Source organism: Streptomyces sp. CNS606 (assembly GCF_000426325.1).
Genome location: NZ_KE384521.1, coordinates 471629 through 497608 on the forward strand (window position 1 = coordinate 471629; position 25980 = coordinate 497608).

Sequence of the window (25980 nt, forward strand, 5' to 3'; positions counted from 1 at the left end):
GTGTCCTCACCCGTCATCCGCCTCGGGCTGCGCGACTGGGACCACCTGGTGCCGCTCGCCTCCGGGCAGGTCACCGCCCCCGGGTTCACCCTCAGGGTCGACGCGCGGGACACCACCCCCGACGTGCTCGCCGAGCCGGAACTCGACGGCGGCGAGACGTCCTTCAGCCGCTACGTACAGGCCCGCGCCGCCGGGGACGACCGGCTCGTCGGCATTCCGGCGTTCGTCATGCGGGGCTTCCGCCACCGCTGCGTCCTCGTGCGCTCCGGCAGCCCCCTCATGCAGCTGTCGCAACTCGACGGCAAGCGGGTCGGGCTCACCGGCTGGCCGGATTCCGGCAACACCTGGACCCGCGCCCTGCTGCGCGCCGAGGGCGTCGGCATCGGATCCGTCGACTGGCGGGTCGGCCCGCTCACGGCGGGCGAGAGCGGCAAGGACCGGCTGGGCAGCCGCCCGCTGCCGCCGAACGTGTCCGTGCTGGACGAGGGCCGGTCCCTCCAGGAGGAACTGGCCGCGGGACGGCTCGACGCCGTGCTGACCCCGTTCATGCCCCCGGAGCTGTTCACCCGCGACAGCCGCTTCCGCCACCTGCTCGCCGACCACGCGGACGCGGAGCGCGCGTACTTCGGCCGGCACGGCTTCGTGCCCGGCATCCACCTGGTCACCCTGCGCCGGGAGGTGGCCGAGGCCCATCCCGAGCTGCCAGGGGTGCTGCTGGCGGCGCTGGAGCAGTCCAAACGCCGCTGGGTGCGGCGGCGCCGCGTCCTCGCCGACACGACGCCCTGGCTCCTGCGCGAGCTCACCGAGTCTGCCCTGCTCTTCGGCGACGACTGGATGCCGTACGGGGTGCAGGACAACACCGCCATGATCCGCGCCTTCTGCGACGAACTCCGGGCCCAGGACGTCTGCCGCGAGCCGATCGACCCGGCGGCCCTCTTCCCCGACCCGGCGCTCGCCGCCCCCGCCGTATCCGCGTCCGCGGTCGGCGCAGACCACTGAACGCCCGTCCCGCCTCGGGGGGCGGGACGGTCGAGGACGGAGACCCCATGCGCACAGCCGTCGGACAGTTCACCGCCAGTCCGGACTGGAAGGAGAACCTGGCCAGCTGCCAGGACCTCGTCGCCGTAGCACGGCGCGCGGACGCGGATCTGCTCGTGCTTCCCGAGGGCGTGCTCGCCCGCTTCACCGAGGACCGCCACCGCATCCGCGAGGTCGCCCAGCCGCTGGACGGCCCCTTCGTCTCCGCGCTCGCCGAGGCGACCGAGGGCGGGACGACCACCGTCGTCGTCGGCGTCCACGAACCCTCCGAGGACGGCCGGGTCTTCAACACCCTGGTCGCCCTCCGGGACGGACGACTTCTCGCGCGCTACCGCAAGCTGCACCTGTACGACGCCTTCGGCGACCAGGAGTCCGCCCATGTGCGGCCCGCCGACGAGGCGCCCGTGCTGCTGGACGTGGCCGGCACCCGCGTCGGCCTGATGACCTGCTACGACATCCGTTTCCCCGAACTGGCCCGGCTGCTGGTCGACCAGGGCGCCGAAGTGCTCGCGCTCCCGGCCGCCTGGGTGCGCGGTCCCGCGAAGGAACGCCACTGGGAGGTCATGATCGCCGCCCGCGCCATGGAGAACACCTGCTGGGTCGCCGCCAGCGGCGAGTGCGGCCCGCGCAACACCGGCAACAGCATGATCGTCGACCCGCTCGGCAACGTCCGCGCCCGGCTGACCGCCACCCCCGGTCTGACCTGGGCCGACGCGGAACCCGACGCCACCGCGAGGGCCCGCGCCGTCCTTCCCGTGCTCGCCAACCGCCGCTTCGCCGTCAGCCCCGCCATACTCGCCTCCGGAGGGCCCCGATGAACCACGCCACCATGCGCCGCTCGACCCGCCTCGCCGTAGCCGTCACCTCCGCGCTCACCTGCCTCGGGCTCGCCGCCTGCGGCAGCAACCCGCCGCAGGCGGAGGGCGTCCAGGAGGACGCGGAGAAGACCGCCGAGCAGCCGGCGCTGGAGAAGGACCCGAAGCTGCACGCCATGCTCCCGGAGAAGATCCGCGAGTCGAAGAAGCTGGTGTCGGTCAACAACGGCTCCTTCCCGCCGTACGAGATCGCCGGCTCCGACGGCCGCAGCCTCACCGGCGCCTCCGCCGACCTCGCGACCGCGCTCGGCCAGCTGCTCGGCGTGAAGATCACGCACATCACGGCCGACGGCCTGCCGAGTTCGCTCACCGGCATCAAGGCGGGGCGCTACGACATGGCGCTCGGCCCCGTGGGCGACTTCAAGGACCGCCAGGTGTCGAACGACTTCGTCGACTGGGTCCAGGAGTACGTCGTCTTCGCCGTGCACAAGGGCAACCCGAAGAACATCGAGTCCCTGGACAGCACCTGCGGCAAGCGCATCGCCGTGATGGCGGGCGGCTCCGCCGAGGGCGTCATCAAGGAGCAGGCGAAGGAGTGCACGAAGTCCGGGAAGCGCCCCGTGAAGGTGCAGTCCTACAAGGACCAGCCCGGCTCCATCCTCGCGGTCAAGTCCGGCCGCGCCGACGCGTTCTTCTCCTCCCAGGCGCCGCTGACGTACTTCGTCAACCAGTCGAAGGGGGAGCTGGAGCTCGCGGGCACCGGCAAGTCCAACGGGTTCGAGGACCTGTACCAGGGCGCCGTCATCCCCAAGGACTCGCCGCTCAAGAAGGTCCTGGTCGAGGCGCTGACCACGCTCATGGACGACGGCACCTACGCGTCGATCATGAAGAAGTGGGACCTCTCGGACAACGCGCTCGACAAGCCCGGTGTCAACCTCGGCTCCTGAGCCGGCCCTTCCCCGACAGGAGTGAACGCCCCCATGGCCACCTCCCACCCGCCGCCCACCACCGACCGGCCGGAAGCGGACCGCAGAAACGTTTCCGGAGCCGCGCGCATCCCCGAGGTCGACGTCGCCTCGGCCGCGCCCGTACGACGTCCGCTCCGCTGGCTCGCCGTCCTCGTCCTGGCGGTGCTCGCCGCCCAGTTCGCGCACTTCCTGATCACCAACCCCAACTTCGAATGGGGCACGGTCGGCTCCTACTTCGGGTCGGAGATCATCGGCAAGGGCATCCTCATCACCCTGGAACTCACCGTCGTGGCCATGGTGATCGGCATCCTCCTCGGCGTGCTCCTCGCCGTGGGCAGGATGTCCGACAACCCCGTCCTCAGCGGCGTGTGCGGGGCGTACGTCTGGTTCTTCCGCGGCGTACCCGTCCTCGTGCAGCTCATCCTCTGGTACAACCTCTCCGCACTGCTGCCGCGCATCTCCTTCGGCATCCCCTTCGGGCCGGAGTTCGCCAGCGGGCAGACCAACGCGCTCATCACCCCGCTGCTCGCCGCCATCCTCGGCCTCGGCCTCAACGAAGCCGCCTACATGGCGGAGATCGTGCGCGGCGGCCTCCTCGCGGTGGACCCCGGCCAGCGGGAGGCGTCCTCCGCGCTGGGCATGTCGCAACCCCGCACGCTGCGCCGCGTGGTGCTCCCCCAGGCCATGCGCTTCATCGTGCCGCCCACGGGCAGCCAGGTCATCAACATGCTCAAGGCGACCTCGCTGGTGAGCGTCATCGCCCTCGCCGACCTGCTCTACACGGTCCAGTCCATCTACAACCGCACCTTCGAGACCATTCCGCTGCTGCTCGTGGCCTGCCTGTGGTACCTGCTGATGACGTCGATCCTCTACATCGGTCAGTCGTTCATCGAACGCCACTACGCGCGCGGCGCGACACGCAACGCGCCGCAGAGCTTCTGGGACTTCGCGCTCTTCCGGCGGCGCGGCGCGCGCGCCGACGTCCGGGAGGCGGAGGCGCAGTCCGGTAAGGAGAAGACGCCGTGAAGACGACCACGCCCCTCAAGGAGAACAGCCCGGCCGCCGCGGCGCAGGCCCCCGAGAGCGACCTGCCGATGATGTGCGCCCGGGGCGTCCGCAAGAGCTTCGGCTCGCTGGAGGTGCTCCGCGGCATCGACATGGAGGTCGCCGCCGGTGAAGTCGTGGTCCTCATGGGCCCCTCCGGCTCCGGCAAGTCGACCTTCCTCCGCTGCATCAACCACCTGGAGGCCATGGACGCCGGGTCCATCCACGTCGGCGGCCGGCTCATGGGCTACCGCGTCCACAACGGCCGCGTCCACCACCTGCGGCCCCGCGAGGTGACGCGGCAGCGCCGCGACATCGGGATGGTCTTCCAGCACTTCAACCTCTTCCCGCACCAGACGGTCCTGCAGAACATCGTCGAGGCGCCCGTCGGCGTGCTGAAGCGCCCCCGTGCCGAGGCGCAGAAGGACGCGCGCGAACTGCTGGCCAGGGTCGGCCTGTCGGACAAGGCCGGCGCCTATCCGCGGCAGCTCAGCGGCGGGCAGCAGCAGCGTGTGGCCATCGCGCGGGCGCTGGCGATGCGTCCGAAGCTGATGCTCTTCGACGAACCGACCAGCGCCCTCGACCCCGAACTCGTCGGGGAGGTCCTGGCGACCATGCGCGACCTCGCGCGCGAGGGCCTGACCATGATCGTGGTCACCCACGAGGTCTCCTTCGCCAAGGAGGCGGCCGACCGCGTGGTGTTCATGGACGAGGGAGTGGTCGTCGAGGAAGGCCCGCCGAGCCTGCTGGACCGCCCGTCGCACGAGCGGACCCGGTCGTTCCTCGGACGCTTCCTGTAGGGGCCGGAGGGCTTCCCGCAGGGAAGCCGGGGAAGCCCTCCGCTTCCGGTACCGGCGCTCAGCCCCAGCGGGTGCACTCCAGCCAGAAGTCCAGCAGTCCGCGGTCCCCCAGGACCTCCACGCTCCCGGCGTCGGCCGGGAGCCGGCGGTGGAAGACGCGGAGCAGGTCGGTGAGCGGGCCGCGCAGGGCGACGGTCGCCTTGGCGTGGCTGCGCCGCCAGACGAGGCCGTCGCCGGTCAGCTCGATCAGCCATTCCGCGTCGACGCCGTCCGGGGCGTCGGTCGCGTGCAGATGCAGGCTCTCGCCCGCGCGGGAGCGCAGCGCGCGCAGTTCCTCGTCGTCCTCGTTGACCGGGTCGGTGAGGATGTCCAGCCACTCGTCGACGCAGTCGGCCGCCACCTCGGCATCCACCTCGTACGGAGTGCCGGGCACGGCGCCGGCGGCGTCGAAGCGGTGGACGACCGTCTCGTGCGTCATGCGCCGCGCCCAGAATCCGGCGTCCGCCCGTGCGGACCAGGACCAGACGCGGGTGTCCGGGCCCGCCTCGCGCAGCGCCGCGACCAGCAGTTCGGCGCCCTCGGCGAGCCAGGTGTCGAGGGCTTCGGCATCGGCGGCGTCACCACCGGCGTCCGGTGCTGCGGCCGGCCCGTGGAAGCCGGGGACGGTCTCCTCCTCCACCTCCTCGGCGGCCCGTGTGCGGACGATCTCGTGCGCCCAGCGGTGCGAGCCGCCGACGTGCACGGCGAGTTCGCGCAGCGACCAGTCGGGGCAGGTGGGGACCCTCGCGGAGAGGTCGGCACCGTCGAGGGTGCGGCGCAGCAGGCGGGCCTGTTCGAGGATCTCCGCGCAGTACCGTGCGTGGTCGAGCCGGGGAGCGGGGGAGGTGCTGGTCGTCATGCCGGGGACACTAGCCGCAGGTCGGCGCGACGGCAGCCGGGTTTTCCTGGGCGGCGAGGCGTGCCGGACGGTCGTCGGCGGGGCGTACGGGCCGGCCGCGGCGGGCGAATGGCAGCCATTGGACGCCCGGGGAAAGCCCTGTCGTACAACTCCTGTTCATTGGCGCCCTGTTGTAGTGTTTTGGTCGTGTCGGGTGACAGCCATTCAGCCGGTGGTGAGCGGCGTCCGCGTGACGTCGTGGTGCAGGCGTTGCGGCAGCGCATCTCCCGCGGCGACCTGCGGGTCGGCCAGCAGGTTCCGACGCAGGCGCGGCTCAGCGAGGAGTACGACGTGCCGCGCGGGGCCGTGCGGCGGGCGCTGGAGGTGCTCGAGGACGAGGGCCTGATCAGGCGGGCCCGGCAGGGGACGTCCGCCGAAGTCGTGCGGGCCGTGTCCGGCCGCCTCACCCCGAACGCACCCACCCCCGCCAAGACGTCCCGGGCGCAGCGGGAGCGCGAACGGGCCGTGCGCGCGCGCACGCACCTGCCGCGCAGCGCCGGTCTGGAACTGGCCGAACGGCTGACGCGGGCCTTCCAGCAGGACCGGGTCACGGTGGACGCGTACTGCTCCAGCGGCGAGACGCTGGCCTCCGCGCTGGCCGGCCCGATGGTCGCCATGACGGCCGACGCACCGCGGCCGGAATCGGTGCGGGTGCGCATCCTGCTGCCCGACCCGGACCGGGCCCTCGCCCTGCCGCAGGTCATCGGCGACCCGGAGGACGCCCGGCCGCGCGCCCGGCTGCGCGAGGTGATGGACAACATCTACGGCTCGCTCCGTCATTCGCTGCGCATGCTGGAGGTGCGCGAGATCGTCCCCGAGGTCCGGGTCGAGGCCCGGCGGGTGGCGATCACGCCGACGCAGCGCGTGTACATCCTCAACGGCGAGGAGGTGCTGGCCGGCCACTACCGGGTGCAGCCGCGCCGGGTGGAGCTGTACCGCGACCCGATGGAGATCTACGACGTGCTGGGCCTGGAGGGCATGCTCTTCCGGCACACGGCCGTACCGGGCGACCAGGTGACCGAGGCGTACGTGCAGCAGACGCAGCAGTGGTTCGACTCGCTGTGGGAGACGATCGCCCGGCCGACGGGGGAGTGACCGGGCGAGGGAGGCGCCGAACGGGCGCCTCAGCGGTGCCGGCCCGCGCGGTGTCCGCTCCCGCGGACGGCCCGCCGGCCACCCGCCGGCCACCCGCCGGTCACCCGCCGGTCAGCCGTCGATCAGCAGCAGGGCCAGCAGCACCGTGGCCACGCAGGCCACGTCGACGCCCCGCGGCCCGGCGGCGGCCGTCTCCTCCGGCGGCCGCCGGCAAGCCCGGACGACGACGGCAGTCAGCACCAGGACGGCCGTGCCGCGCCAGCCCAGGCCGATCAGCAGTTCGCCGGCCACCCGGGACAGCACCTCCGCGAGCAGTTCCGTACGTAACAGCGCACTCATGGCACCCTCCTCGGGGATCCGCGCCCGGTGGAACGGGAACCGGGAACCCGGGGGACCGGAGCACCTGCGGTTGGTCTCCCCGTTGGCAGGAACTCCTCGTCGAGTGCCGCCCAATGGCCGAATGGCTCCCAGGGGAGACACCTACCCCCCACCATCTGCTGCCATCTCAGAGCGACCCGACGGGCCTGACCGCCGGGCGGTGGCAGGCCGCAGGCACAGGCCGGGCAGTGGACGACCGAACGCTCGGACGACCGGCAGATGCAGCCATCTGTGCTGTCCTGCACGGCAGTTGTAGCCTCAGGAGGTGGATTCCGGGACCGTGGACCGCGACGGGGGCGTGGACGACACCGCCCCGCGCTACCGTCAGGTGGCCGCCGACCTGCGCGGCCTGATCCTCGACGGCCGCCTGGCGCCGGAACAGAACCTCCCCACCCAGCAGAGCCTGCGCCGCCGGTACGGCATCGGGCGCGGCACCGTGCAGAGCGCACTCCAGGTGCTCCGCGAGGAGGGGCTGATCGAGGAGGGCGTGCCGGGACGGGCCGCCCGGGTGGCCCGGCGCGGCGCCACACTGCAGCCCCTGGGCCACCACATCGCCCGCGCGTTCGCGGCGCGGCACGTGCGGCTGGACGTGTGGGCGCTGACGGCGGAGCAGTTGAGCAAGGCGGTGCAGATCCAGACCGAGGCCATCCGGGCCGGCGAGCACCGGCCGGAGTCCGTCGCCGTGCGGGTGCTGCTGCCGGACCTGGAGACGCGCCACCCGTACCCGTGCCGGATCGGCGACCCGGACGACCCGCGCCCGCTGCAGCGACTGCGGCACGTGATCCGCACCTACGCCGGGGCGATGGAGCACTCGCTGACCGCGCTCGCCGAGGAACACCTGGTCGACGACGTGCGGGTGGAGGTCCGCGGCGTGCCCACCATCCCCGGCGAGAAGCGGTACATCATCAACGGCAGCGAGATCCTCACCGGCTTCTACCAGGTCCGGCGCAGCCACATGCACAACTCCGCGGACGGCTCCTCGCTGGACGTGCTGGAGCTGTACAGCGACGGCAGCCTCTTCCCACTGGTGCGGGGCGAGGCGGCGGGCCCGGTGCCGGACGCGCTGGACGAGGCGCGGTTCGAGCAGATCCAGCAGTGGTTCGACACGCGTTGGGAGTACGTGGCGAGGCCGCTGCCGCTCGGCGCGTGAGACCCGCGCCGAACAGCTGCGCGCGGCCGCGGACCCAGGGTCAGCGCTTGCGTACGAGGGTGACGCCGTCCCGCACGGGAAGCAGGACGGACTCGACGCGCGGGTCGGCCGTGATGGCGTCGTTGACCTCCCGGATGGCGAGCACCTGCTCGCTGTGGTCCGCCGGGTCGACGACACGGCCGCCCTGGAGGGTGTTGTCCAGCGCGATCAGGCCGCCCGGACGCAGGCGCGCGACCAGTTCCTCGTAGTAGACCGGGTAGCCGGACTTGTCGGCGTCGATGAAGGCGAAGTCCACGGTCTCCTCGGCGGGCAGCGTGCGCAGCGTCTCGGCGGCGGGCGCGATCCGCAGGTCGATCCGCTCGGAGACGCCGGCGCGCTCCCAGTAGCGGCGGGCGATGTCCGTCCACTCCTCGCTGACGTCGCAGGCGATCAGGCGCCCCTCGGCGGGCAGCGCGCGGGCCATGCACAGTGCCGAGTAGCCGGTGAACGTGCCGACCTCGACGACGAGCCGGGCGCGGGTGAGGCCGACCAGCATCGCGAGGAACACGCCCTCGTCCTGCGAGATCTGCATGGTGGTGCCGGGGACGGCGCGCTGGGTCTCGGCCGCGAGGTCGCGCAGGATTTCGTCCTCGGCCGGGCTGCAGTGGGAGAGGAGGTAGTCGTCGAGGGCGGGGTTCACGATGTGCGTCATGGCGCCGACCGTACGACGAACGGCCGCGCGGCGGACGGATTCACCACGGCCCCGCAGCCGCGCGCCCTCGTCCCGGCCGGGGGCGCGCGGCTGCGGGGAGGCCGGAACCCGCTGCTGACCGGCGGTCAGACCGCCATGCCGTAGACGATGGTGAAGAGCGTGCCGAGCGAGCCGATGATGAAGACGCCGGTCAGCCCGGCGACGATCAGGCCCTTGCCCTGCTCCGCGCTGAAGGTGTCGCGGAGGGCCGTCGCGCCGATGCGCTGCTTGGCGGCTCCCCAGATCGCGATGCCGAGGCAGATGAGGATGGCGATGGCCATCACCACCTCGATCATCACGCGCGCCTCCTGACCGAGGGAACCGAACGGCCCCCAGTCGGGCGCGATGCCGCCGATGATGGTGGTGATGTCACCCTTTTCGGCTGCCAGGATCATGTGGAACTCACCGCCCCGATCGGAAGGTTGGATCCGACACGGATCCGTCTCACACCGACTGTACCGCCGACTTGTGACATCGCGGGGTAACCGGTGATGGTTGACCCGTGCGCAAAGCGTGGTGGGGTCTCGGAGCGGGAGCCGGTCTGCTGGCCGGTTTCGTCGCGTTACTCGTGATCGGCACGTTCGTCGCGGCCGCCGGTCTGCGCGGCGGCCTGGGCGGCGGGCCGGTGACGCTGGCCAAGGGAGCGGTCCCGGCGGCGTACCAGAAGCTGGTGCAGGAGTGGGGCAACCTGTGTCCCGCCATCAACCCCGCGCTCCTGGCCGCCCAGTTGTACCAGGAGAGCGGCTGGCAGCCGGACGCGCAGAGCCACGCCGAGGCGCAGGGCATCGCCCAGTTCATCCCCGGCACGTGGGCCACGCACGGCATCGACGGCGACGGCGACGGCGACCGCGACGTGTGGGACCCGGCCGACGCCATCCCGTCCGCCGCCCAGTACGACTGCACGCTCGCCGGCTACGTGGACGACGTGCCCGGCGATCCGACGGCCAACATGCTCGCCGCCTACAACGCGGGTTCGTACGCGGTCATCCGGTACGGCGGGGTGCCGCCGTACGAGGAGACGCGGAACTACGTCGACCGGATCAAGGAGCTGGAGAAGAGCTTCGCCGCCCCCGACGACCGGGTCGACCCGTCGCGGCAGGCGGCCGGCGCGATCCACTTCGCGCAGGACAAGCTGGGCACGCCGTACCTGTGGGGCGGCGACGGCACGGCAGCCGACCGGGGGCGGTTCGACTGCTCGGGGCTGACCAAGGCGGCGTACGCGTCGGTCGGCATCGAGCTGCCGCGGGTCGCCAACGACCAGTGGAACTCCGGCCCGCACCCCTCCCGGGACGAGTTGCTGCCCGGAGACCTCGTGTTCTTCGCGTACGATCTGAACGATCCCCGGTCCATCCACCACGTCGGGATCTACGTCGGCGGCGGTTACATGATCGACGCGCCCTACACGGGGGCGACGATCAGGTTCGATCCGGTCGACACCCCCGACTACTTCGGCGCCACGCGACCGACGGACGGATGAGCCGTACCACACGACGACGTGAACTCTGCGTGAGGCGGAGGCCTCGGGCTGCGCGCCCGGGTCACCCTCCGATAACGTCCAGGTGATCTTTCGGTGGAGAGCGGAACGCGGAGTGGATGTCCGGGCGTTCTCTGCTGCGGAATGGGCATTCCGCTATCACGAGCACCACCGCGGGGGTACGGGGTCACGGGGCGGCAAGCAACTGCGGATCGACCGACCGACCACATGAAGGGCCGTACCGATGGCTGGATGGGACAACCCGGACGTCGACCTGCTGTACGACGTCAACGGTCTCGCCGAGCGTGCGCCGACCTGGGCCGATCTCACGATGGAGTACGTCGGCGAGTACGGCACCGTCTTCGCCGTCATGCTGCTCGGCCTGTGGACGTGGTGGTGGGTGCGGGGCAACAGCGCCGACCGGGCGAGCGCCGTCGGCGCCGTCTCCGGTCTCATCTGGGCACCCCTCGCCGCATGTGTGGCCCTGCTGGTCAACATCCCCATCCGCAACCTGGTGGAAAGACCCAGACCCTTCCTCGACCACAAGGACCTGGAGGTCCTGGTCCAGGGCAAGACCGACTACTCCTTCGTCAGTGACCACGCGACGCTCACCATGGCCGTCGCCGTCGGCATCTTCATGGTGCACCGCAAGTACGGGCTGATCAGCATCGCCGTCGCGGTGTTCGCCGCCTTCAGCCGGGTCTACATGGGCGTCCACTACCCGACCGACGTCATCGGCGGCCTCGCCCTCGGCACCGCCGTGGCGCTGCTCCTCGCGCCGCTCGCCACATGGCTGCTGACCCCGCTGGTGCGGGCCATCGCCGGATCACCGCGGGCCGGCTTCCTGGTCTGGGCGGGTGGCACCGACGACGACCCCCAGCCGGAGGGCGCGTACGACGCGCACGCCGGCGGGCGCGCCAAGGCGGGCGCCGGCCGCGCGCGCGGGCGCGCGGGAGCCGGACGGGCGCGGCGGGACCGCGACCTGGCGGCGTAAGCCGTCCAGCGGCTGAGGGGCCCGCTCCTCGTGCTCCGGGCGCCTCGCGGGCGAAGACCTGCGGGGCGCTCTTTCGTCGGGCTTCGTCGTCGGGCTGGGCCGCCTCGTCGGCGCGGGCGCCGGAACGCGGGTCAGCCGGCGTCGGGCAGGTGCGCGGCGGCGTCCGCGCGGGCCCGCTCGCGGGCGCGGCGGGCCGGACCACGCCAGCCGCAGCTGCACCGGGCATGGGCGAACGAGCCCTGCTCCACGGTCTCCGCGCGGTGCCCGGCGGCGCCGCCGGAATCCTCCGTCACGGTGCCGGACGCGTCCTCGATGGCCACCGGCTCACCGTACCGGTCGGAGCCCTCCGGCCTCCCCGCCGCGCGGGGAAGGCGTGACGGTCCGCCCGGGTTTCTCGTTGGGCAAGCGGAACGAGCCCAAGAGGACGGCCTAAGGGGGTCGGCTCACGATGGTGTCGCGGCGGCGCGGACCGAGGAATCGCGGACCGAGACGTGCGGTGGTCGTGCGTGCCGCGGCAGGCGTGCTCGGCGCGGTGGTCGTCGTCACGTCCACCGGGTGCGCGGAACGCGGCGCCGCCGCCGACGACAGGCCGGCCGACGACCACCTCGCGACCGTACGACAGGCCGCCGATCTGCTGGTGCGGGCCGGTACCTCCCGCACCCGCACCACGCTGCACACCGCGTCCGGAGGCACCCGCGTCACCATCACCGGCCACGGGCGCTTCGACTACGCGAACCGGCGCGGGACACTCGTCGTCACGCCCCCCGACGAGGAGCACGGCGGTACCGGCGGCGAGCCCATCACCGAACTCCTCACCCCCGGCGCCCTGCACATGAAGAACCGCGGCGCCGGCGTGCCCGACGGCACATGGGTGCGCGTGGACACCACCCGGCTCGCCGACGGCAACCTCCTGGCCAACGGCGCCACCGATCCGCTGCGCGCCGCGGAACTGCTCCGAGGCGCCGTCGCGGTGGCGTACGAGGGCCAGGAGCGGTTCGGCGGCACCGACGTGCGGCACTACAGCGGCACGGCGGCACTCGACGCGGCCGCGCGCGCGGCGGCACGGGCCCGCGGAGGGTCGGCCGGGGAGCTGGCCGCGGCGGCCGAGGGGTTCGGGACGGACGCGTTCACCTTCGACGCCTGGTTCGACCGGGAGGGCCGCCTGCGGAAGGTGCGGCATCGTTTCCCGGACGTGTCCGTGACGTCCACCACGACGCTGTTCGACTTCGGCGTCCCGGTGACGGTGCGGATGCCGGACCCGGCCGACATCTACACCGGGCGGATCGAGGCCGTCCCCGACGACGGCAGCGGCATCGGCGCCCGCACCGGCTAGTCCGTGCATTCGCCAAATGGTTCGGAAGTGCCATGCACGGCGGGGTGCTCCGTCCCTACTCTGGAAGCGCGGGCGGGTGTCGCGGGTGCCCCGCCACTACGTGGTGTGGAGGTGATGTGGGTGCCTGTGTCCGTCTCCGGACACCTGCCGGGCAGCGCGCGCGGCCACCGCGGCTCCGCGGTCCACGACCACGTCGCGCTGGACGAGATAGAGCTGTGCTGCGAGTTGATGATCGCGGCCTCCACGGCGACGACGGAGCGGCTGAGCGCCGCGCGGATCGACGAGGTGCTGCGCGTGCGGCGCCGGGCGCCGGGGGAGGGCGACGCGCGCGGCGACCGCGTACCCGCCGCCCACGTGCCGTGCCAGCGCCGACGCTGCTAGGACCTGTCCCGAGCTGCTGGGACCCGCCTCCGGGGGCGCGCCGGAGTGCCGGACGCCGGGGCCCGCGGGGCGTCAGGTGCGCAGCAGGCGGGCGATGGCGGCGGTGGCCTCCTCGACCTTGGCGTCCATCTCCGCCCCGCCGTCCTGCGCGGCGTGCGCCACGCAGTGGCGCAGGTGCTCCTCCAGCAGTCGTAGCGCGAAGGACTGCAGCGCCTTGGTGGATGCGGAGACCTGGGTGAGTATGTCGATGCAGTACACGTCCTCGTCGACCATCCGCTGGAGGCCGCGGATCTGCCCCTCGATGCGGCGCAGCCGGCGCAGGTGGGCGTCCTTGTCCTTGGTGTAGCCGTGCTCTCCGGTGACGGAGTGGGCGGAGCAGGCGTCGGGCGCCTCGGCGCCGGCGGCGGTGGGGTCGGCGGTCGTCATCGGTCCTCCCGGGTGGACGAAAGAGGTGCCCGTGCGGGCATATACCCCCTCTGGGTATATGGTAGCCGATTGTCCGATCCCGCTGCCGGTGCTCTCCCCCCGATCGGCGACACTGGTGGACGCCACGACGCCGTGGCTGGATGATGCGCCCAGGTGAGTGGGCCCGGAAGAGCGCCGTCCGCACGCAGGGCGGGTGGGCGAAACTCCGGACGCGCTCACCTAGCATCGATCGAGTCCGTAATCGTTCACACCGAGGACACCCAGTGCGCTTTCGTCTGACCCCCAGGGAGACGAGCTTCTACGACATGTTCGCCGCGTCGGCGGACAACATCGTGACCGGCTCGAAGCTCCTGATGGAACTGCTCGGGGCGGAGTCGTCCGCACGTTCCGAGATCGCCGAACGGATGCGGGCCGCGGAGCACGCCGGGGACGACGCGACGCACGCGATCTTCCACCAGCTGAACTCCTCCTTCATCACGCCCTTCGACCGCGAGGACATCTACAAGCTGGCCTCGTCGCTCGACGACATCATGGACTTCATGGAGGAGGCCGTCGACCTGGTGGTCCTCTACCAGATCGAGGAGCTTCCGAAGGGCGTCGAGCAGCAGATCGAGGTGCTGGCTCGCGCCGCCGAGCTCACCGCCGAGGCCATGCCGCACCTGCGGACCATGGACCACCTCACCGAGTACTGGATCGAGGTCAACCGGCTGGAGAACCAGGCCGACCAGATCCACCGCAAGCTGCTCGCCCACCTCTTCAACGGCAAGTACGACGCCATGGAGGTCATGAAGCTCAAGCAGATCGTGGACGTGCTGGAGGAGGCCGCGGACGCCTTCGAGCACGTGGCCAACACGGTCGAGACCATCGCGGTCAAGGAGTCCTGACCGGCCGTGGACACGTTCGCCCTCGTCGTGACCATAGGCGTCGCGTTCTTCTTCACCTACACCAACGGCTTCCACGACTCGGCGAACGCGATCGCGACGTCCGTCTCGACACGAGCCCTCACCCCCCGGGCGGCCCTGCTGATGGCCGCCGTGATGAACCTCGCCGGCGCGTTCATGGGCAGCGGCGTCGCCAAGACGGTCAGCGAGGGCGTCATCGAGACGCCCGGCGGCGACTCCACCGGCGGCTCCGGCGGCGGGATGGCCATCCTGTTCGCCGCGCTGGTCGGCGCCATCACCTGGAACATGATCACCTGGTACTTCGGGCTGCCGTCGTCCTCCAGCCACGCGCTGTTCGGCGGACTCGTCGGCGCGGCCCTGGCCGGCGGCATCGCCGTCTACTGGTCCGGGGTCGTCGAGAAGATCGTCATCCCGATGTTCCTCTCGCCCCTCGTCGGCATGCTGCTGGGCTACCTGGTGATGCTCGGCCTGATGTGGGCGTTCCGCCGGGCCAATCCGAGCAGGGCGAAGCGCGGCTTCCGTATCGCGCAGACCGTCTCGGCGGCGGCCATGGCGCTGGGCCACGGCATCCAGGACGCGCAGAAGACCATGGGTGTCGTGGTGATGGCGCTCACCATCGCCGACGTCCAGGACCACAACGGCATTCCGCTCTGGGTCAAGATCGCCAGCGCGGGCATGCTGTCGCTGGGCACGTACGCGGGCGGCTGGCGCATCATGCGGACGCTGGGACGCCGGATCATAGAGCTGGACCCGCCGCAGGGCTTCGCGGCCGAGACGACGGCGTCCTCGGTGATGTACACCGCGTCCTACCTCTTCCACGCGCCGATCTCGACGACGCACGTGACCACGTCGGCGATCATGGGCGTGGGCGCGACGAAGCGGTTCTCCGCGGTGCGGTGGGGGGTGGCGAAGAACATCGTGATGGGCTGGTTCGTCACCATGCCGGCCGCGGCGGGGGTCGCCGCGCTCTGCTACGGCGCCCTCGTGCTGGTCACCGGCTGACGCCGTCCCGGGCGGAGCCCCCGCGGACGTGCGGGACGGGCGTGAAGGGCGCACGGGGACACGACGAGAGGGCGGGGCCGGGGAGATCTCCCCGGCCCCGCCCGTGCGTGGCGAGCGGTGGCACCGCCATGCAGCACCGCGCGACCACCCTCCACGGCGGCACCTGCTCGGGGTGATGCCGCCGCCGGGAGGCTTTCCGGCCCGTGGCCGGGCACCGTCAGCCGAAGCGGCCCGAGATGTAGTCCTCGGTCGCCTGGACCGTCGGGTTGGAGAAGATGCGCTCCGTGTCGTCGACCTCCACGAGCTTGCCCGGCTGGCCGACCGCCGCGAGGTTGAAGAACGCGGTGCGGTCGGAGACGCGTGCGGCCTGCTGCATGTTGTGGGTGACGATGACGATCGTGTACTGCGACTTCAGTTCGCCGACCAGGTCCTCGATGGCGAGCGTGGAGATCGGGTCGAGCGCCGAGCAGGGCTCGTCCATCAGCAGCACCTGCGGCTCGACGGCGATGGCGCGGGCGATGCACAGGCGCTGCTGCTGGCCGCCGGACAGCCCGGAACCGGGCTTGTTCAGCCGGTCCTTGACCTCGTTCCAGAGGTTGGCGCCCTTGAGCGACTTCTCCACGACGCCGTCCAGTTCGGACTTCTTGAACCTGCCGTTCAGCCGAAGGCCGGCGGCGACGTTGTCGTAGATGGACATGGTCGGGAACGGGTTGGGCCGCTGGAAGACCATCCCGATGGTGCGGCGGACCGACACCGGGTCGACGCCGGAGCCGTAGAGGTCCTCGCCGTCGAGGGTGACCTTGCCCTCCACGCGTCCGCCGGGGGTGACCTCGTGCATGCGGTTGAGGGTGCGCAGGAAGGTGGACTTGCCGCAGCCGGAAGGGCCGATGAAGGCGGTCACAGCGCGGGGTTCGACGCTCAGGGAGATGTCGTCGATGGCACGGTGCGAGCCGTAGAAGGCGGAGAGGCCGCTGACGTCGATGCGCTTGGCCATGAGGGGTCTCTTTCTCGGGTCGCCGGGGGTGGAGCCCCGGGGAGGTCCAGGTGGTGGGGGAGGGGCCGGCGTCAGTGGCCGGCCTTGGGCGCCTTCCAGCGCGCGATGGCGCGGGCCACGAGGTTGAGCGCCATGACGAAGGCGATCAGCAGCAGGGCCGCCGCCCAGGCACGGTCGTAGGAGGCCTCGTTGCCGAGCGACCACTGCCGGTAGACGTAGTAGGGCAGGGACGACTGCGGGCCCTCGAACGGGTTGCCGTTGATGGAGTTGGCGCCGAAGACGAGCAGCAGGATCGGCGCGGTCTCGCCCGCGACACGGGCGACGGCGAGCATGACGCCCGTGGTGATGCCGCCGATGGCGGTCGGGATGACCACCTTGACGATCGTCAGCCATTTGGGGACGCCGAGTGCCAGCGACGCCTCGCGCAGCTCGTTCGGGACGAGTTTGAGCATCTCCTCGGTGGAGCGGACGACGATCGGCAGCATCAGGATCGTCAGGGCGAGCGCGCCGGCGAAGCCCGAGTAGCCGAAGCCCAGGATCAGGATCCAGAACGACAGGATGAACAGGCCCGCGACGATCGACGGGATGCCGGTCATGACATCGACGAAGAAGGTGACGGCCTTGGCCAGCCGTCCCTTGCCGTACTCGACGAGGTAGATCGCGGTGAGCATGCCGATCGGCGTGGCCATGAGCACGGTCAGGCCGATCTGCTCCAGCGTGCCGAGCAGCGCGTGGTAGGCGCCGCCGCCCGGCTCGAGGGTGATGATGCCCTGCATGGAGTGGGTGAGGAAGTAGCCGTCCAGAACCTTGGAGCCGCGGAAGACCGTCTCCCACAGCAGGGACACCAGCGGCAGCAGGGCGATGAGGAAGCAGACCCAGACCAGGCTGGTCGCCAGCCGGTCGCGGGCCTGCCGGGCGCCCTCCACCTTGGAGGTCAGCGCGTACGTGGCGACGATGAAGACGACCGCGGCGATCAGGCCCCACTGGATGCGGCTCTGGAGGCCGAGGGCCAGGCCCGCTCCGGCTCCGGCCGCGGCGGAGCCGGCGGCGAGGGCGGCGGGCGCCCAGCGGGGCAGCCGCGGGCGGCGCAGCGTCGTGGGCTGCACCGACGGCTCGGCGGGCGGCGGGACGTTCGTGGTGGTGGCGTTGCTCATGCGTTGGCCCCCGAGTACTCCTTGCGGCGGGCGATGATCAGACGGGCCAGGCCGTTCACCAGCAGGGTGATGACGAACAGCACCAGCCCGGAGGCGATGAGCGCCTCGCGGCCGACGCCCGTGGGCGAGGCCTCCTCGAAGGAGGCGGCGATGTTCTGCGCGAACGTGCCCCCGCCGGGGTTGAGCAGGCTCGCCCGGATGTCGAAGCTCGGGGAGAGGATCAGCGCGACGGCCATCGTCTCGCCCAGCGCGCGGCCGAGGCCGAGCATGGAGGCGCTGATCACACCGGAGCGGCCGAACGGCAGGACGGCGGTGCGGACGACCTCCCAGCGGGTGGCGCCCAGCGCCAGCGCCGCCTCCTCGTGCATCTTCGGCGACTGCCGGAAGACCTCGCGGGAGACGTTGGTGACGATCGGGATGATCATGATCGCCAGCAGGATGCCCGCGGCGAAGAGCGTGCGGGGGGCGCCGCCGGAGTACTGGAAGATCCCCGTCCAGCCGAAGTAGTCGTCGAGCCAGAGGTAGAGGCCCTCCAAGTGCGGCACCAGGAAGAGGAAGCCCCACAGGCCGTACACCACGGAGGGGACGGCGGCGAGCAGGTCGACGACGTACGCGACGGGGGCGGCGAGCCGGCGCGGCGCGTAGTGCGAGATGAAGAGCGCGATGCCGACGGAGACCGGCACCGCGAGGACCAGCGCGATGAGGGACGTGACGATCGTGCCGTACGCGAGGACCGCGATGCCGAAGACCGGCGGCTTCGCGTTGACGTTCCACTCGAAGGTGGTGAGGAAGTTCCCCGCGTTGGCCTCGAGTGCGACGACGGCCTGCACGCTGAGGAACACGGCGATCGAGGCCATGATGAGCAGCAGCGTGACGCCGGAGCCCCGGGCGAGGCCGCTGAATATGCGGTCACCCGGACGGGGGCGGCCCTTGCGCAGGCCGGCGTCCGCGTCGGGGGTGCCCGCGGTGTCCGGCGGGGGTGGGGACGTGGTGGACGGTGAGTCGAGTTTCATGGGTTCGTCTCCGGTCTGGTGGGGAGTCCCCGCGCGTGGCGGGGGATCTCCCGGGCGGCGGTGCACCGGATGGGGCGCGGCCGGAGCGGGTGCGGGGGAGCGGCGCGACGGCCGCTCCCCCCGTTGTCACTCCACTCACTCCGGACCGGCGCGCGTGCTTCGGTTGCGGTCGGTCGGCCGGCTCGCGGGCCGGACGCGTCAGGAGAGGCCGTCGACGGTCTCCCGGACCTTGGTGATGATCTCCTCGGGCATCGGCGCGTAGTCGATGTCGGTGATGGCCTTCTGGCCGTCCTCGCTCGCCATGTAGTTCAGGAAGGACTTGGTGGCGGCGAGGGTGGCCTTGTCGCTGCCCTTGTCGCAGGCGATCTCGTAGGTCACCAGCACCATCGGGTACGCGCCCTCGGCCTTGGTGGTGTAGTCGAGCTCCAGGGCGAGGTCCTTGCCCTGGCCCACGATCTCGGCCTCGGCGATGGCCTTCGAGGCGTTCGCCGTGGTGGCCTGGACGGGCTCTCCGGCGCCGGTGTCGAGGGCCACGGCCGGGATCTCGTTGCCGGTGGCGTACGACAGTTCGAAGTAGCCGATGGCGCCCTCGTTCTGCTTCACGTTGGTCGCGATGCCGGACGAACCGTCCGCGGACTGGCCGCCCTTGGCGGCCCACTGCTTGGCCGGCTCGTACGTCCAGGCGTCGGGCGCGGCGGTGTTGAGGTACTTGGTGAAGTTGTCGGTGGTGCCGGAGTCGTCCGAGCGGTGGAACGCCTGGATCTTGGTGGACGGCAGGTCGGCGTCCGGGTTCAGCTTCTTGATCGCCGGGTCGTCCCACTGGCTGATCTTCGAGTCGAAGATCTTGGCGATGGTCTCGGCGTCCAGGACCAGGTTCTCGACGCCCGGCAGGTTGTAGCCGACCGCGATCGGGCCACCGACCATCGGCAGGTCGATCGCCTGGCCGCCCTTGCAGATCTTCTGCGACTGCTCGATCTCCTCCGGCTCCAGGGCGGAGTCGGAGCCGGCGAAGGCGGTGGTGCCCTGGAGGAACTCCTGGATGCCCGCGCCGGAGCCGGTCGGCTTGTAGTTGACCTTCGTCTCGGCGCAGGCGGACTGGTAGTTCTTGATCCAGACGTCCATCGCGTTGGCCTGCGCGCTGGAACCCGAGGCCAGCAGGTTGCCCTTGCCCTCGCACGCGATGTCGCCGACGGGCTGGGCGTTCTGCCCCTGCTGACCGGACTGGTTGTCCGTGCCGCAGGCCGTCAGGACCAGGGCACCGGAGACGGCGACCGCGCCGGCGGCGAGGGACCGGAGCCGGTTGGTGCGCTGAAGCTTCACTGTCGGATCTTCCTTCCCAGGTGCTCGCCGGTGGGGTCGGGCAAGCGGAGTGGTTTCTGTGTGCGTCTGGCTGTTCAGCCGACTGTTCAGCCGGTGCGGGCGGACCGCGTGGTGCGGCACGGCGTTGCGCCGGCTTCGATGCCGAAGTTAGGCAGAGCAGGTGAAGCCGCCGACGGGCGAGAGTGAACGACAGGTGAACCTCGACCGTCGGCGTGGTGGCCCTCGTGACCCCGCCGAGACCTGGCCTCCGTACGGCCGGGTTCCGGCGACGGAGGGTGTCCGGCGCGCGCCTCTGCGTCGCCGCCGGTCCGTCGCCGCGGTCTGTCGGTCCGGGGCTCCGCGTGGGACGATCCGCACACCCGTACATCCGTACGGCCCCTCCGGGCGTCGTACCGTGCGGCAGGCGAATCTTGAGGCGAGGGGGGACCGTGCCGGAGCGGAGACCGGAACGGCATCCCGACGCGCGCGGGCGCGCGTCGGACGGCGGACGCGGGACGGGTGGCGGGCTGGGGCGGCGTACGACGCTGGCGGTGGCGTGCGTGCTGGTGGTGCTCGGCGGGCCGGCCACCGTGGGCGGCGCCTACGCGGCACCGGCCGGCCCGGTGGCGGCGCATCAGACGGCGGCCGCTGCGGACGCGCCGACTCCCCAGCCCTCGCCGGGAGTTCCTCCCACCCCGCGTCAACCCGGCGGCGGGAGCGGCGACTCGGCCGACGCCCCCGGCGGACCGGACGGCGGGACGAGCGCCGGCGACGACCACTGGTCCCCCGCGACGCCCACCCCCGAGACGGGCGGCAGCGACCCCGGCGGACCGGGCGGCGGCGGCACGGCCGACGACGCACCCGGCGGCGGCTCCGGTGCCGACGGGAACGGCGCGGGCGACGGCGACGAGGAGTCGCTGGCGGACCTGCGCAAGCGCATCCAGCGCCTGCACGACCGAGCCGGCTCGGCCACCGACGCGTTCAACGCCGCAGAGACGAAGGCCGAGAAGCAGCGCGAGAAGATCGACGACCTCGAACGCCGCGTCGCCTCGACGAAGCGGCAGCTGGCGAAGCTGACGAAGCAGGCCGGCGCCCTCGCCCGCGCCCAGTACCGCGGTGGCGGACTGCCCGCCACCGCCCGGCTCGTGCTCTCCGAGGACCCGGAGTCCTTCCTCCGCGACGCCGGGCTCGCCCGCCAGGGCCACCATGCGGCCACGTCCCTGGTCACCTCGCTCACCGACACCGAGGACCGCCTCGAGGGCTACACCCGCGACGCCAAGGAGCGCTACCGGGACCTCGAACGCAACCGCGAACGGAAGGCCGCTGCGAAGAAGCGCGTCGAGAAGCAGTTGAAGAAGGCCGAACGTCTGGAGTCCCGGCTCGCCGCCGACCAGCGCGAGCAGCTGCGTGAGCTCGAACGCCAGGCCGCGTACGCGCGCCAGTTGCGGTGGCTGCGCACCGGCGTGCTGGAGGAGATCGACGGCAAGGCCTCCGCCCAGGGGAGGAAGGCCCTCGCCTACGCCACCGCCCAGACGGGCAAGGACTACGAGTGGGGCGCCGAGGGGCCGACGACGTACGACTGCTCCGGTCTCACCATGCGCGCCTGGGAGGCGGCGGGCGTGACCATCCCCCGCACCTCGCAGGAGCAGTGGCGGCGGCTGCCGCGCGTGGACGTGAAGGACATGCGCCCCGGCGACCTGATCGTCTACAAGTCCGACGCCAGCCACGTCGGCATGTACCTCGGCGACGGCGTGATGGTGCACGCGCCGCGCACCGGGCGGCAGATCACCGTCGAGGGTGCGGGCTCGTACCCGATCCTGGGCGTGGTACGTCCCGACAAGTGACGCGGTGCGCCGATACGTCCGGCCAGTGCCGTACGCCTCCGCCGTGACATGTGGCATATGGCATTGGCATGTTGACGATCAGGCATTCCGTACCGGCGTCCGGGGGCGCTAAGGTCGCCACGGCGTCCGCGACCACGGGCGCCGCGCCCTCGGGGGGAGGGAAGGGAAGCTTCGAACATGCCGGCACCCGTGCAGCGGGACGACACGACGGCAGGGCCCATCGCGGCCATTCCGTCACAGGGCGGGCCCGCTCCCGGTCCTACGGACCGAGAAGGGCCCGAGGGCCGTCGCGGTCCGGAGGGCCCCGGGGGAGGGTCCGACAGCGCGCTGATGCTCCTCGTCATCGAGGACGACCCGGCGAGCGCCCTCAGCGTGCCCGCGCTGCTGGACGGGCGCCCCATCCGCACCCGCACCGCCCGCAACCTCACCGAGGCCGAACGCCTCCTCACCGACGACGTCCAGTGCATCCTGCTCGACCTGGAGCTGCCCCTCGTCGCTCCCGACGCCACGGGTGACGGCGACGAGGAGGTCGGCGGCGCAGGCGGCGACGAACTGGACACCCTGCGGCGGGTGCTGCGGCTCGCACCGCGGCACGCGGTGGTCGCCCTCACCGACGGCGCCGACGCCGAACGGGCGGCGGCCGCCGTGCGCGTCGGGGCGCAGGACTACCTCTTCCGCGACGAGCTGGACGGAAGGCTGCTCGGCCGCGCCGTGCGCTACGCCGTGGAGCGCAAGCGCGCCGACCTGGCACAGCGGCAGCTCACCGAGTCCCGGATCCGGGCGGAGGAGAACGCCCGGCTCGAACGCGGCCTGCTGCCGACGCCGCTGCTCGACGGCAGCGACCTGCGGTTCGCCGCCCGCTACCGGCCCGGCCGCTCCCGCGCCCTGCTCGGCGGCGACTTCTACGACACCGTCCGCACCGCCGACGGCACCGTGCACGCGATGATCGGTGACGTGTGCGGCCACGGCCCCGACGAGGCCGCGCTCGGCGTCGAACTGCGCATCGCCTGGCGTGCGCTGACCTTCGCCGGGCTCTGCGGCGACCAGCTCCTCGGCACGCTCCAGAAGGTGCTGGAGCACGAGCGCGCCAGCGACGAGGTCTTCGCCACGCTGTGCACCGTCGACATCGCGCCGGACGGGCGGCGGGCCGGGGTGTGCCTGGCCGGGCACCCGTCGCCGCTGATCATCGCGGGCGGCGGTTCGGCGCCGCGGCTGCTGCCGTACGACGAGAGCGGCCCCGCGCTGGGCCTGCTGCCGCAGGCGCGCTGGCCGCGCCGGCAGGTGGAGCTGGGCGGCCGGTGGTCGCTGATGATGTACACCGACGGGCTCATCGAGGGCCACGTCGGCCCGGGGCGCCCCCGGCTGGGCCAGGAGGGCATGATCGACATCGTGGCACGGCGGCTCGCGACGGGTGAGCGTGGAGAGGCGCTCCTGGACGGCACGCTGGGTGAGGTCCACGACCTCAACGGCGGGGAGCTGACCGACGACGTGGCGGTCCTGCTGCTGGACCGGGGCTGACGCCTGCGGCGGAGTCCGTCCCGGAGCACGAGGCTCCGGGCGTCCGGCGGTCTCAGCGTCCGCCGTTGAACGGCCCGTACGGCCCGTCGCTGCTGCTGCCGCCGCGGCGCTTCGGGCCGCCGCCACCGCCCATGACCTGCTTGAGCGCCGGGCGGACGTCGACGAGGTACACGATGCTCGCGATCAGACCGATGATCTTCAGAATCCAGAGGCCCACGCCGAGGAACGGCAGGTTCACCACGACCGCCAGTCCCAGGATGATCAGCCAGAAGCCCTTGGTCTTCTTGTCCGTCGCCCGGTAGGCGTCCTCGCGGCGCAGCACGGCGTCGATGAACGCGAACACGGCGAAGCAGAGCAACGCCAGCATGATCACCAGCATCACGGTGTTGAAGCCCTCGATCAGCATCTGTGTCACGTCCTGTTCGTTCTGCGGCCGCCGCGGCGGCCGCGGCGGGTGCCGTCACCGCCCGGGAGCCGTGGATCGGCCCCCGACTGGTCACGCTACCCGTACAACGGGCCGGGCACGCGTTCTGTGCCCGGCCCGCGGCCGGGGGTCAGGAGCCCGACTTCGGCGTGGACCCGCCGGTCGAGCCCTTGCCGCCGGCCTTGGCGTTGCCGTTCGCGCTCTTCGCGGCGGTGCTCTTCGCGGTGGTGCTCTTCGGGGCCGCCGCCTTGGCGCTGGTGGAGCGGGCCGTGGTGCCGGCGGCCGCGCCCTGGTTGCCGGAGCCGTTCGCGCTCTTGGCGGCGCCGGAGCCGTTGGCGCTCTTCGCGCCGTTGCTGCTTCCGGTGCCGGTCCTGGTGGCGGTCCCGGTGCCGGTGCCGGTCCTGGTGCCCGTCCGGGCGGAGGAGGAACCGTTGCGCGGCTGCTTCGGCGGCTGCGCCACGCGGACCGACTCCCGTTCCACGGTGATCTCGGGCCTGTCGCCCTCGCCGCGCCAGGTCTGCACGGCGCCGCGGCCCCGCTCGGCCAGGTCGCCGTAGGTCTCGCGCGCCTTCACCGCGTACTCGGCGGCGTACCCCAGGCCCTGCATCGCCAGCGACTGCGCCTGCTCGCGCAGCTTCTTGATGTCGGTGTCGATGCTGCCCAGCGCCTCGTTCATCCGGACCTGCGTCTCCTTCGCGCGGTCGGTGACCTTGGTCTGGACCTCCTTCGGGTCCGTCGCCCGTACGGCGGCGATCGCCCCCGGCGCCTCCTCGCGGATCTTGTCGAGGACGCCCGCCGCGAAGTACAGCGGGGTCGGGTCGGTGAGCGTCTTGCGGATGTCGTCGTTCAACGGCATGAGGAATCCCTTCCGGGACGTATCGGCGGTCATGGCTCGGGTTTCCGTCAGGCTTCCGTCTTCCGCGGCGGCTGCGCCGGCCGGCTCGAAGACGCCTGCCCGGGGTCGTCGAGGTGCCCGTTCTCCTTGCGGAACGAGGCGTAGATCTGGAGCAGCGCCTGCTTCTGCTGCTCGTTGATCGACGGGTCCGCGAGTATCGCGGCGCCGACCGAGACCTCGTCACGGGCCTCGTCCACGTCGCGTTCCTCGAGAATCCCGGCCTGCACGTACAGCGTCTCGGCGGAGATGCGGAGCGCCTTGGCGATCTGCTGGAGGATCTCCGCGCTGGGCTTGCGCAGGCCGCGCTCGATCTGGCTCAGGTACGGGTTCGACACCCCCGCGGCCTCGGCGAGCTGCCGCAGCGAGAGCTGCGCGCTGCGGCGCTGCTCCCGCAGGAACTCACCGAGATTGCCGACATGCAGGGAAGCCATGACCCCAGCGTGCACCGCCTTGCTAACTTTTGCAAGCAAGCCGCTTGCAGGTGTGTCGCCACCGGCGGATAACCGATGGCGCGGCCGCGGCGGAGGGTGGTTGACTCCTCCGCCATGACCGGACTCAACGACCCTGCGTTCTTCGACCGCTACGCCCACGAGTACGACGTGGCCGACGCCTACGAGCCGACGCCGACCGTCGACTTCCTGGCAGAGCTGGTCCCCGAGGGCGGGCGTGTCCTCGAGCTGGCGATCGGCACCGGCCGGGTCGCCGTCCCGCTGGCCGCACGCGGAATCTCCGTCGAAGGCATCGACGGCTCGACCGGCATGGTCGAGCAGATGCGCGCGAAGCCCGGCGGCGCGGACATCCCCGTGACCATCGGCGACATGGCGGACGTGGCGGCGACCGGCCCCTTCCAGCTCTCCTACCTGGTCTTCAACACCCTGTTCAACCTGCCCAGCCAGGCCCGGCAGGTCGACTGCTTCCGCAACGTCGCCGACGTCCTCGCGCCGGGCGGACTCTTCGTCGTCGAGTGCTTCATCCAGGACCTGACCGAGTTCGACCGCCATCAGCGGGTCGCCACCCGGGCGCTCTCCGAGGACGCGGTGAAGATGGAGTTCCTGCTCCACGACCCCGTCGAGCAGGCCGTCACCTTCCAGCGCGTGACCTTCGACGCCCAGGGCACCACGCTGCGGCCGCTGCGCCTGCGCTACTGCTGGCCGAGCGAGCTGGACCTGATGGCGCAGCTCGCCGGCATGCGTCTGCGCGAGCGCTGGACCGACTGGGACCGCACCCCCTTCACGGCCGCCAGCCGCCGCCACGTCTCCGTCTACGAGAAGCTCTGACCCCACCGGAGGAGCCGGAGCAGGACTTTCCGTCCCAGCCGTGGATCGGCCGGAGGGTCCGAGTAGTCGACCCCGACACCTACCCTCTGCGGGCT

At 71.9% G+C, this 25980-nt stretch carries 29 protein-coding genes; 16 read left to right on the forward strand and 13 right to left on the reverse strand.

Going from position 1 to position 25980, the window contains the following annotated elements; translation table 11 throughout:
- From K304_RS30750 to K304_RS0122825, 5 genes are all read left to right on the forward strand, one after another.
- Complete coding sequence (locus tag K304_RS30750) at positions 1 to 999, forward strand: type 2 periplasmic-binding domain-containing protein (RefSeq protein WP_037791494.1); 999 nt, start codon at positions 1 to 3, stop codon at positions 997 to 999.
- A 47-nt stretch (positions 1000 to 1046) separates the two neighbouring features.
- On the forward strand, positions 1047 to 1856 hold the full coding sequence (locus K304_RS0122810) for a deaminated glutathione amidase (RefSeq protein ID WP_027765606.1): 810 nt from the start codon (positions 1047 to 1049) through the stop codon (positions 1854 to 1856).
- Entirely contained in the window at positions 1853 to 2800 is a 948-nt protein-coding gene (locus tag K304_RS0122815) for an ABC transporter substrate-binding protein (RefSeq protein WP_027765607.1), read from the forward strand. Before K304_RS0122810 ends, K304_RS0122815 begins: the two co-directional genes overlap by 4 nt.
- A gap of 33 nt (positions 2801 to 2833) precedes the next feature.
- Complete coding sequence (locus tag K304_RS30755) at positions 2834 to 3847, forward strand: amino acid ABC transporter permease (protein WP_078529555.1); 1014 nt, start codon at positions 2834 to 2836, stop codon at positions 3845 to 3847.
- A 68-nt stretch (positions 3848 to 3915) separates the two neighbouring features.
- Complete coding sequence (locus tag K304_RS0122825) at positions 3916 to 4665, forward strand: amino acid ABC transporter ATP-binding protein (RefSeq protein ID WP_027765608.1); 750 nt, start codon at positions 3916 to 3918, stop codon at positions 4663 to 4665.
- Between the two features lie 58 nt (positions 4666 to 4723).
- Here the strand turns inward: K304_RS0122825 and K304_RS0122830 are convergent, their stop codons facing one another.
- Entirely contained in the window at positions 4724 to 5563 is an 840-nt protein-coding gene (locus K304_RS0122830) for a maleylpyruvate isomerase N-terminal domain-containing protein (RefSeq protein ID WP_027765609.1), read from the reverse strand.
- A gap of 186 nt (positions 5564 to 5749) precedes the next feature.
- Here K304_RS0122830 and K304_RS0122835 point away from each other — a divergent pair, with 186 nt between their 5' ends.
- Positions 5750 to 6697 (forward strand): winged helix-turn-helix domain-containing protein, encoded by a 948-nt coding sequence (locus K304_RS0122835; protein WP_027765610.1) that lies wholly within the window; start codon positions 5750 to 5752, stop codon positions 6695 to 6697.
- Between the two features lie 111 nt (positions 6698 to 6808).
- On the opposite strand, the gene K304_RS0122840 is transcribed toward K304_RS0122835, so the two are convergent.
- The gene (locus tag K304_RS0122840) at positions 6809 to 7036 is read right to left on the reverse strand and encodes a hypothetical protein (RefSeq protein ID WP_027765611.1); all 228 of its coding nucleotides are present in this window, start codon (positions 7034 to 7036) and stop codon (positions 6809 to 6811) included.
- A gap of 304 nt (positions 7037 to 7340) precedes the next feature.
- Here K304_RS0122840 and K304_RS0122845 point away from each other — a divergent pair, with 304 nt between their 5' ends.
- Entirely contained in the window at positions 7341 to 8225 is an 885-nt protein-coding gene (locus K304_RS0122845) for a winged helix-turn-helix domain-containing protein (protein WP_027765612.1), read from the forward strand.
- A gap of 40 nt (positions 8226 to 8265) precedes the next feature.
- Here the strand turns inward: K304_RS0122845 and K304_RS0122850 are convergent, their stop codons facing one another.
- Both K304_RS0122850 and K304_RS0122860 read right to left on the reverse strand, forming a co-directional pair.
- A complete protein-coding gene (locus K304_RS0122850; RefSeq protein WP_027765613.1) occupies positions 8266 to 8916 on the reverse strand; it encodes a class I SAM-dependent methyltransferase in 651 nt (216 codons plus the stop codon).
- 125 nt (positions 8917 to 9041) lie between these two features.
- Positions 9042 to 9350 carry a hypothetical protein gene (locus K304_RS0122860; protein WP_027765614.1) on the reverse strand — a complete coding sequence of 103 codons (309 nt, stop codon included), beginning with the start codon at positions 9348 to 9350 and terminating at the stop codon, positions 9042 to 9044.
- 107 nt (positions 9351 to 9457) lie between these two features.
- Here K304_RS0122860 and K304_RS0122865 point away from each other — a divergent pair, with 107 nt between their 5' ends.
- Both K304_RS0122865 and K304_RS0122870 read left to right on the forward strand, forming a co-directional pair.
- Positions 9458 to 10432 carry a C40 family peptidase gene (locus K304_RS0122865; protein WP_027765615.1) on the forward strand — a complete coding sequence of 325 codons (975 nt, stop codon included), beginning with the start codon at positions 9458 to 9460 and terminating at the stop codon, positions 10430 to 10432.
- A 241-nt stretch (positions 10433 to 10673) separates the two neighbouring features.
- Complete coding sequence (locus K304_RS0122870) at positions 10674 to 11423, forward strand: phosphatase PAP2 family protein (protein ID WP_027765616.1); 750 nt, start codon at positions 10674 to 10676, stop codon at positions 11421 to 11423.
- 131 nt (positions 11424 to 11554) lie between these two features.
- On the opposite strand, the gene K304_RS30760 is transcribed toward K304_RS0122870, so the two are convergent.
- Complete coding sequence (locus K304_RS30760) at positions 11555 to 11743, reverse strand: hypothetical protein (RefSeq protein ID WP_037791498.1); 189 nt, start codon at positions 11741 to 11743, stop codon at positions 11555 to 11557.
- 128 nt (positions 11744 to 11871) lie between these two features.
- On the opposite strand from K304_RS30760, the gene K304_RS30765 reads away from it, so the two are divergent.
- Positions 11872 to 12756, forward strand: a complete 885-nt coding sequence (locus K304_RS30765) for an SCO4651 family lipoprotein (protein WP_051308733.1) — start codon at positions 11872 to 11874, stop codon at positions 12754 to 12756.
- 114 nt (positions 12757 to 12870) lie between these two features.
- A complete protein-coding gene (locus tag K304_RS30770) occupies positions 12871 to 13137 on the forward strand; it encodes a hypothetical protein (RefSeq protein WP_051308734.1) in 267 nt (88 codons plus the stop codon).
- 72 nt (positions 13138 to 13209) lie between these two features.
- On the opposite strand, the gene K304_RS0122890 is transcribed toward K304_RS30770, so the two are convergent.
- Positions 13210 to 13563 carry a metal-sensitive transcriptional regulator gene (locus tag K304_RS0122890; RefSeq protein ID WP_027765617.1) on the reverse strand — a complete coding sequence of 118 codons (354 nt, stop codon included), beginning with the start codon at positions 13561 to 13563 and terminating at the stop codon, positions 13210 to 13212.
- Between the two features lie 263 nt (positions 13564 to 13826).
- On the opposite strand from K304_RS0122890, the gene K304_RS0122895 reads away from it, so the two are divergent.
- Positions 13827 to 14447 (forward strand): DUF47 domain-containing protein, encoded by a 621-nt coding sequence (locus K304_RS0122895; protein ID WP_027765618.1) that lies wholly within the window; start codon positions 13827 to 13829, stop codon positions 14445 to 14447.
- A 6-nt stretch (positions 14448 to 14453) separates the two neighbouring features.
- Complete coding sequence (locus K304_RS0122900) at positions 14454 to 15467, forward strand: inorganic phosphate transporter (RefSeq protein ID WP_027765619.1); 1014 nt, start codon at positions 14454 to 14456, stop codon at positions 15465 to 15467.
- A 217-nt stretch (positions 15468 to 15684) separates the two neighbouring features.
- Here K304_RS0122900 and pstB read toward each other — a convergent pair whose 3' ends face one another.
- The 4 genes from pstB to pstS all read right to left on the reverse strand — a co-directional run bounded on the left by pstB (position 15685) and on the right by pstS (position 19948).
- Positions 15685 to 16461: a phosphate ABC transporter ATP-binding protein PstB gene (gene pstB, locus K304_RS0122905; protein WP_027765620.1), complete on the reverse strand. Its 777-nt coding sequence runs from the start codon at positions 16459 to 16461 to the stop codon at positions 15685 to 15687.
- Between the two features lie 71 nt (positions 16462 to 16532).
- Positions 16533 to 17615, reverse strand: a complete 1083-nt coding sequence (gene pstA / locus K304_RS0122910; protein ID WP_027765621.1) for a phosphate ABC transporter permease PstA — start codon at positions 17613 to 17615, stop codon at positions 16533 to 16535.
- Entirely contained in the window at positions 17612 to 18628 is a 1017-nt protein-coding gene (gene pstC / locus K304_RS0122915) for a phosphate ABC transporter permease subunit PstC (protein ID WP_027765622.1), read from the reverse strand. The genes pstA and pstC overlap by 4 nt, the downstream gene beginning before the upstream one ends.
- A 198-nt stretch (positions 18629 to 18826) precedes the next feature.
- Complete coding sequence (gene pstS / locus K304_RS0122920) at positions 18827 to 19948, reverse strand: phosphate ABC transporter substrate-binding protein PstS (RefSeq protein ID WP_027765623.1); 1122 nt, start codon at positions 19946 to 19948, stop codon at positions 18827 to 18829.
- Between the two features lie 428 nt (positions 19949 to 20376).
- On the opposite strand from pstS, the gene K304_RS30775 reads away from it, so the two are divergent.
- Together K304_RS30775 and K304_RS0122930 are read left to right on the forward strand one after the other, a co-directional pair.
- Positions 20377 to 21771, forward strand: a complete 1395-nt coding sequence (locus K304_RS30775; RefSeq protein WP_486591778.1) for a C40 family peptidase — start codon at positions 20377 to 20379, stop codon at positions 21769 to 21771.
- A gap of 177 nt (positions 21772 to 21948) precedes the next feature.
- Complete coding sequence (locus K304_RS0122930) at positions 21949 to 23289, forward strand: fused response regulator/phosphatase (protein WP_078529559.1); 1341 nt, start codon at positions 21949 to 21951, stop codon at positions 23287 to 23289.
- 52 nt (positions 23290 to 23341) lie between these two features.
- On the opposite strand, the gene K304_RS0122935 is transcribed toward K304_RS0122930, so the two are convergent.
- The 3 genes from K304_RS0122935 to K304_RS0122945 form a co-directional block, all read right to left on the reverse strand.
- A complete protein-coding gene (locus tag K304_RS0122935; RefSeq protein ID WP_027765626.1) occupies positions 23342 to 23695 on the reverse strand; it encodes a DUF2516 family protein in 354 nt (117 codons plus the stop codon).
- Positions 23696 to 23843: 148 nt separating this feature from the next.
- Positions 23844 to 24569 carry a hypothetical protein gene (locus tag K304_RS30780; RefSeq protein WP_199779659.1) on the reverse strand — a complete coding sequence of 242 codons (726 nt, stop codon included), beginning with the start codon at positions 24567 to 24569 and terminating at the stop codon, positions 23844 to 23846.
- A gap of 47 nt (positions 24570 to 24616) precedes the next feature.
- Positions 24617 to 25039 carry a helix-turn-helix domain-containing protein gene (locus K304_RS0122945; RefSeq protein ID WP_027765627.1) on the reverse strand — a complete coding sequence of 141 codons (423 nt, stop codon included), beginning with the start codon at positions 25037 to 25039 and terminating at the stop codon, positions 24617 to 24619.
- A gap of 114 nt (positions 25040 to 25153) precedes the next feature.
- Between K304_RS0122945 and K304_RS0122950 the strand changes: the two genes are divergently transcribed.
- Positions 25154 to 25885 (forward strand): class I SAM-dependent methyltransferase, encoded by a 732-nt coding sequence (locus tag K304_RS0122950; RefSeq protein ID WP_027765628.1) that lies wholly within the window; start codon positions 25154 to 25156, stop codon positions 25883 to 25885.
- Positions 25886 to 25980 lie beyond the last annotated feature (95 nt).

What these genes read in the sequence shown, in the direction of transcription:
- K304_RS0122810 (WP_027765606.1), top strand. Translation starts at nt 1,047, where the DNA reads ATGCGCACAGCCGTCGGACAGTTCACCGCCAGTCCGGACTGGAAGGAG.
- K304_RS0122815 (WP_027765607.1), top strand. Translation starts at nt 1,853, where the DNA reads ATGAACCACGCCACCATGCGCCGCTCGACCCGCCTCGCCGTAGCCGTC.
- K304_RS30755 (WP_078529555.1), top strand. Translation starts at nt 2,834, where the DNA reads ATGGCCACCTCCCACCCGCCGCCCACCACCGACCGGCCGGAAGCGGAC.
- K304_RS0122825 (WP_027765608.1), top strand. Translation starts at nt 3,916, where the DNA reads ATGATGTGCGCCCGGGGCGTCCGCAAGAGCTTCGGCTCGCTGGAGGTG.
- K304_RS0122830 (WP_027765609.1), bottom strand. Translation starts at nt 5,563, where the DNA reads ATGACGACCAGCACCTCCCCCGCTCCCCGGCTCGACCACGCACGGTAC.
- K304_RS0122840 (WP_027765611.1), bottom strand. Translation starts at nt 7,036, where the DNA reads ATGAGTGCGCTGTTACGTACGGAACTGCTCGCGGAGGTGCTGTCCCGG.
- K304_RS0122850 (WP_027765613.1), bottom strand. Translation starts at nt 8,916, where the DNA reads ATGACGCACATCGTGAACCCCGCCCTCGACGACTACCTCCTCTCCCAC.
- K304_RS0122860 (WP_027765614.1), bottom strand. Translation starts at nt 9,350, where the DNA reads ATGATCCTGGCAGCCGAAAAGGGTGACATCACCACCATCATCGGCGGC.
- K304_RS0122870 (WP_027765616.1), top strand. Translation starts at nt 10,674, where the DNA reads ATGGCTGGATGGGACAACCCGGACGTCGACCTGCTGTACGACGTCAAC.
- K304_RS30765 (WP_051308733.1), top strand. Translation starts at nt 11,872, where the DNA reads ATGGTGTCGCGGCGGCGCGGACCGAGGAATCGCGGACCGAGACGTGCG.
- K304_RS30770 (WP_051308734.1), top strand. Translation starts at nt 12,871, where the DNA reads ATGTGGGTGCCTGTGTCCGTCTCCGGACACCTGCCGGGCAGCGCGCGC.
- K304_RS0122890 (WP_027765617.1), bottom strand. Translation starts at nt 13,563, where the DNA reads ATGACGACCGCCGACCCCACCGCCGCCGGCGCCGAGGCGCCCGACGCC.
- pstB (WP_027765620.1), bottom strand. Translation starts at nt 16,461, where the DNA reads ATGGCCAAGCGCATCGACGTCAGCGGCCTCTCCGCCTTCTACGGCTCG.
- pstA (WP_027765621.1), bottom strand. Translation starts at nt 17,615, where the DNA reads ATGAGCAACGCCACCACCACGAACGTCCCGCCGCCCGCCGAGCCGTCG.
- pstC (WP_027765622.1), bottom strand. Translation starts at nt 18,628, where the DNA reads ATGAAACTCGACTCACCGTCCACCACGTCCCCACCCCCGCCGGACACC.
- K304_RS0122930 (WP_078529559.1), top strand. Translation starts at nt 21,949, where the DNA reads ATGCCGGCACCCGTGCAGCGGGACGACACGACGGCAGGGCCCATCGCG.
- K304_RS0122935 (WP_027765626.1), bottom strand. Translation starts at nt 23,695, where the DNA reads ATGCTGATCGAGGGCTTCAACACCGTGATGCTGGTGATCATGCTGGCG.
- K304_RS30780 (WP_199779659.1), bottom strand. Translation starts at nt 24,569, where the DNA reads ATGCCGTTGAACGACGACATCCGCAAGACGCTCACCGACCCGACCCCG.
- K304_RS0122945 (WP_027765627.1), bottom strand. Translation starts at nt 25,039, where the DNA reads ATGGCTTCCCTGCATGTCGGCAATCTCGGTGAGTTCCTGCGGGAGCAG.
- K304_RS0122950 (WP_027765628.1), top strand. Translation starts at nt 25,154, where the DNA reads ATGACCGGACTCAACGACCCTGCGTTCTTCGACCGCTACGCCCACGAG.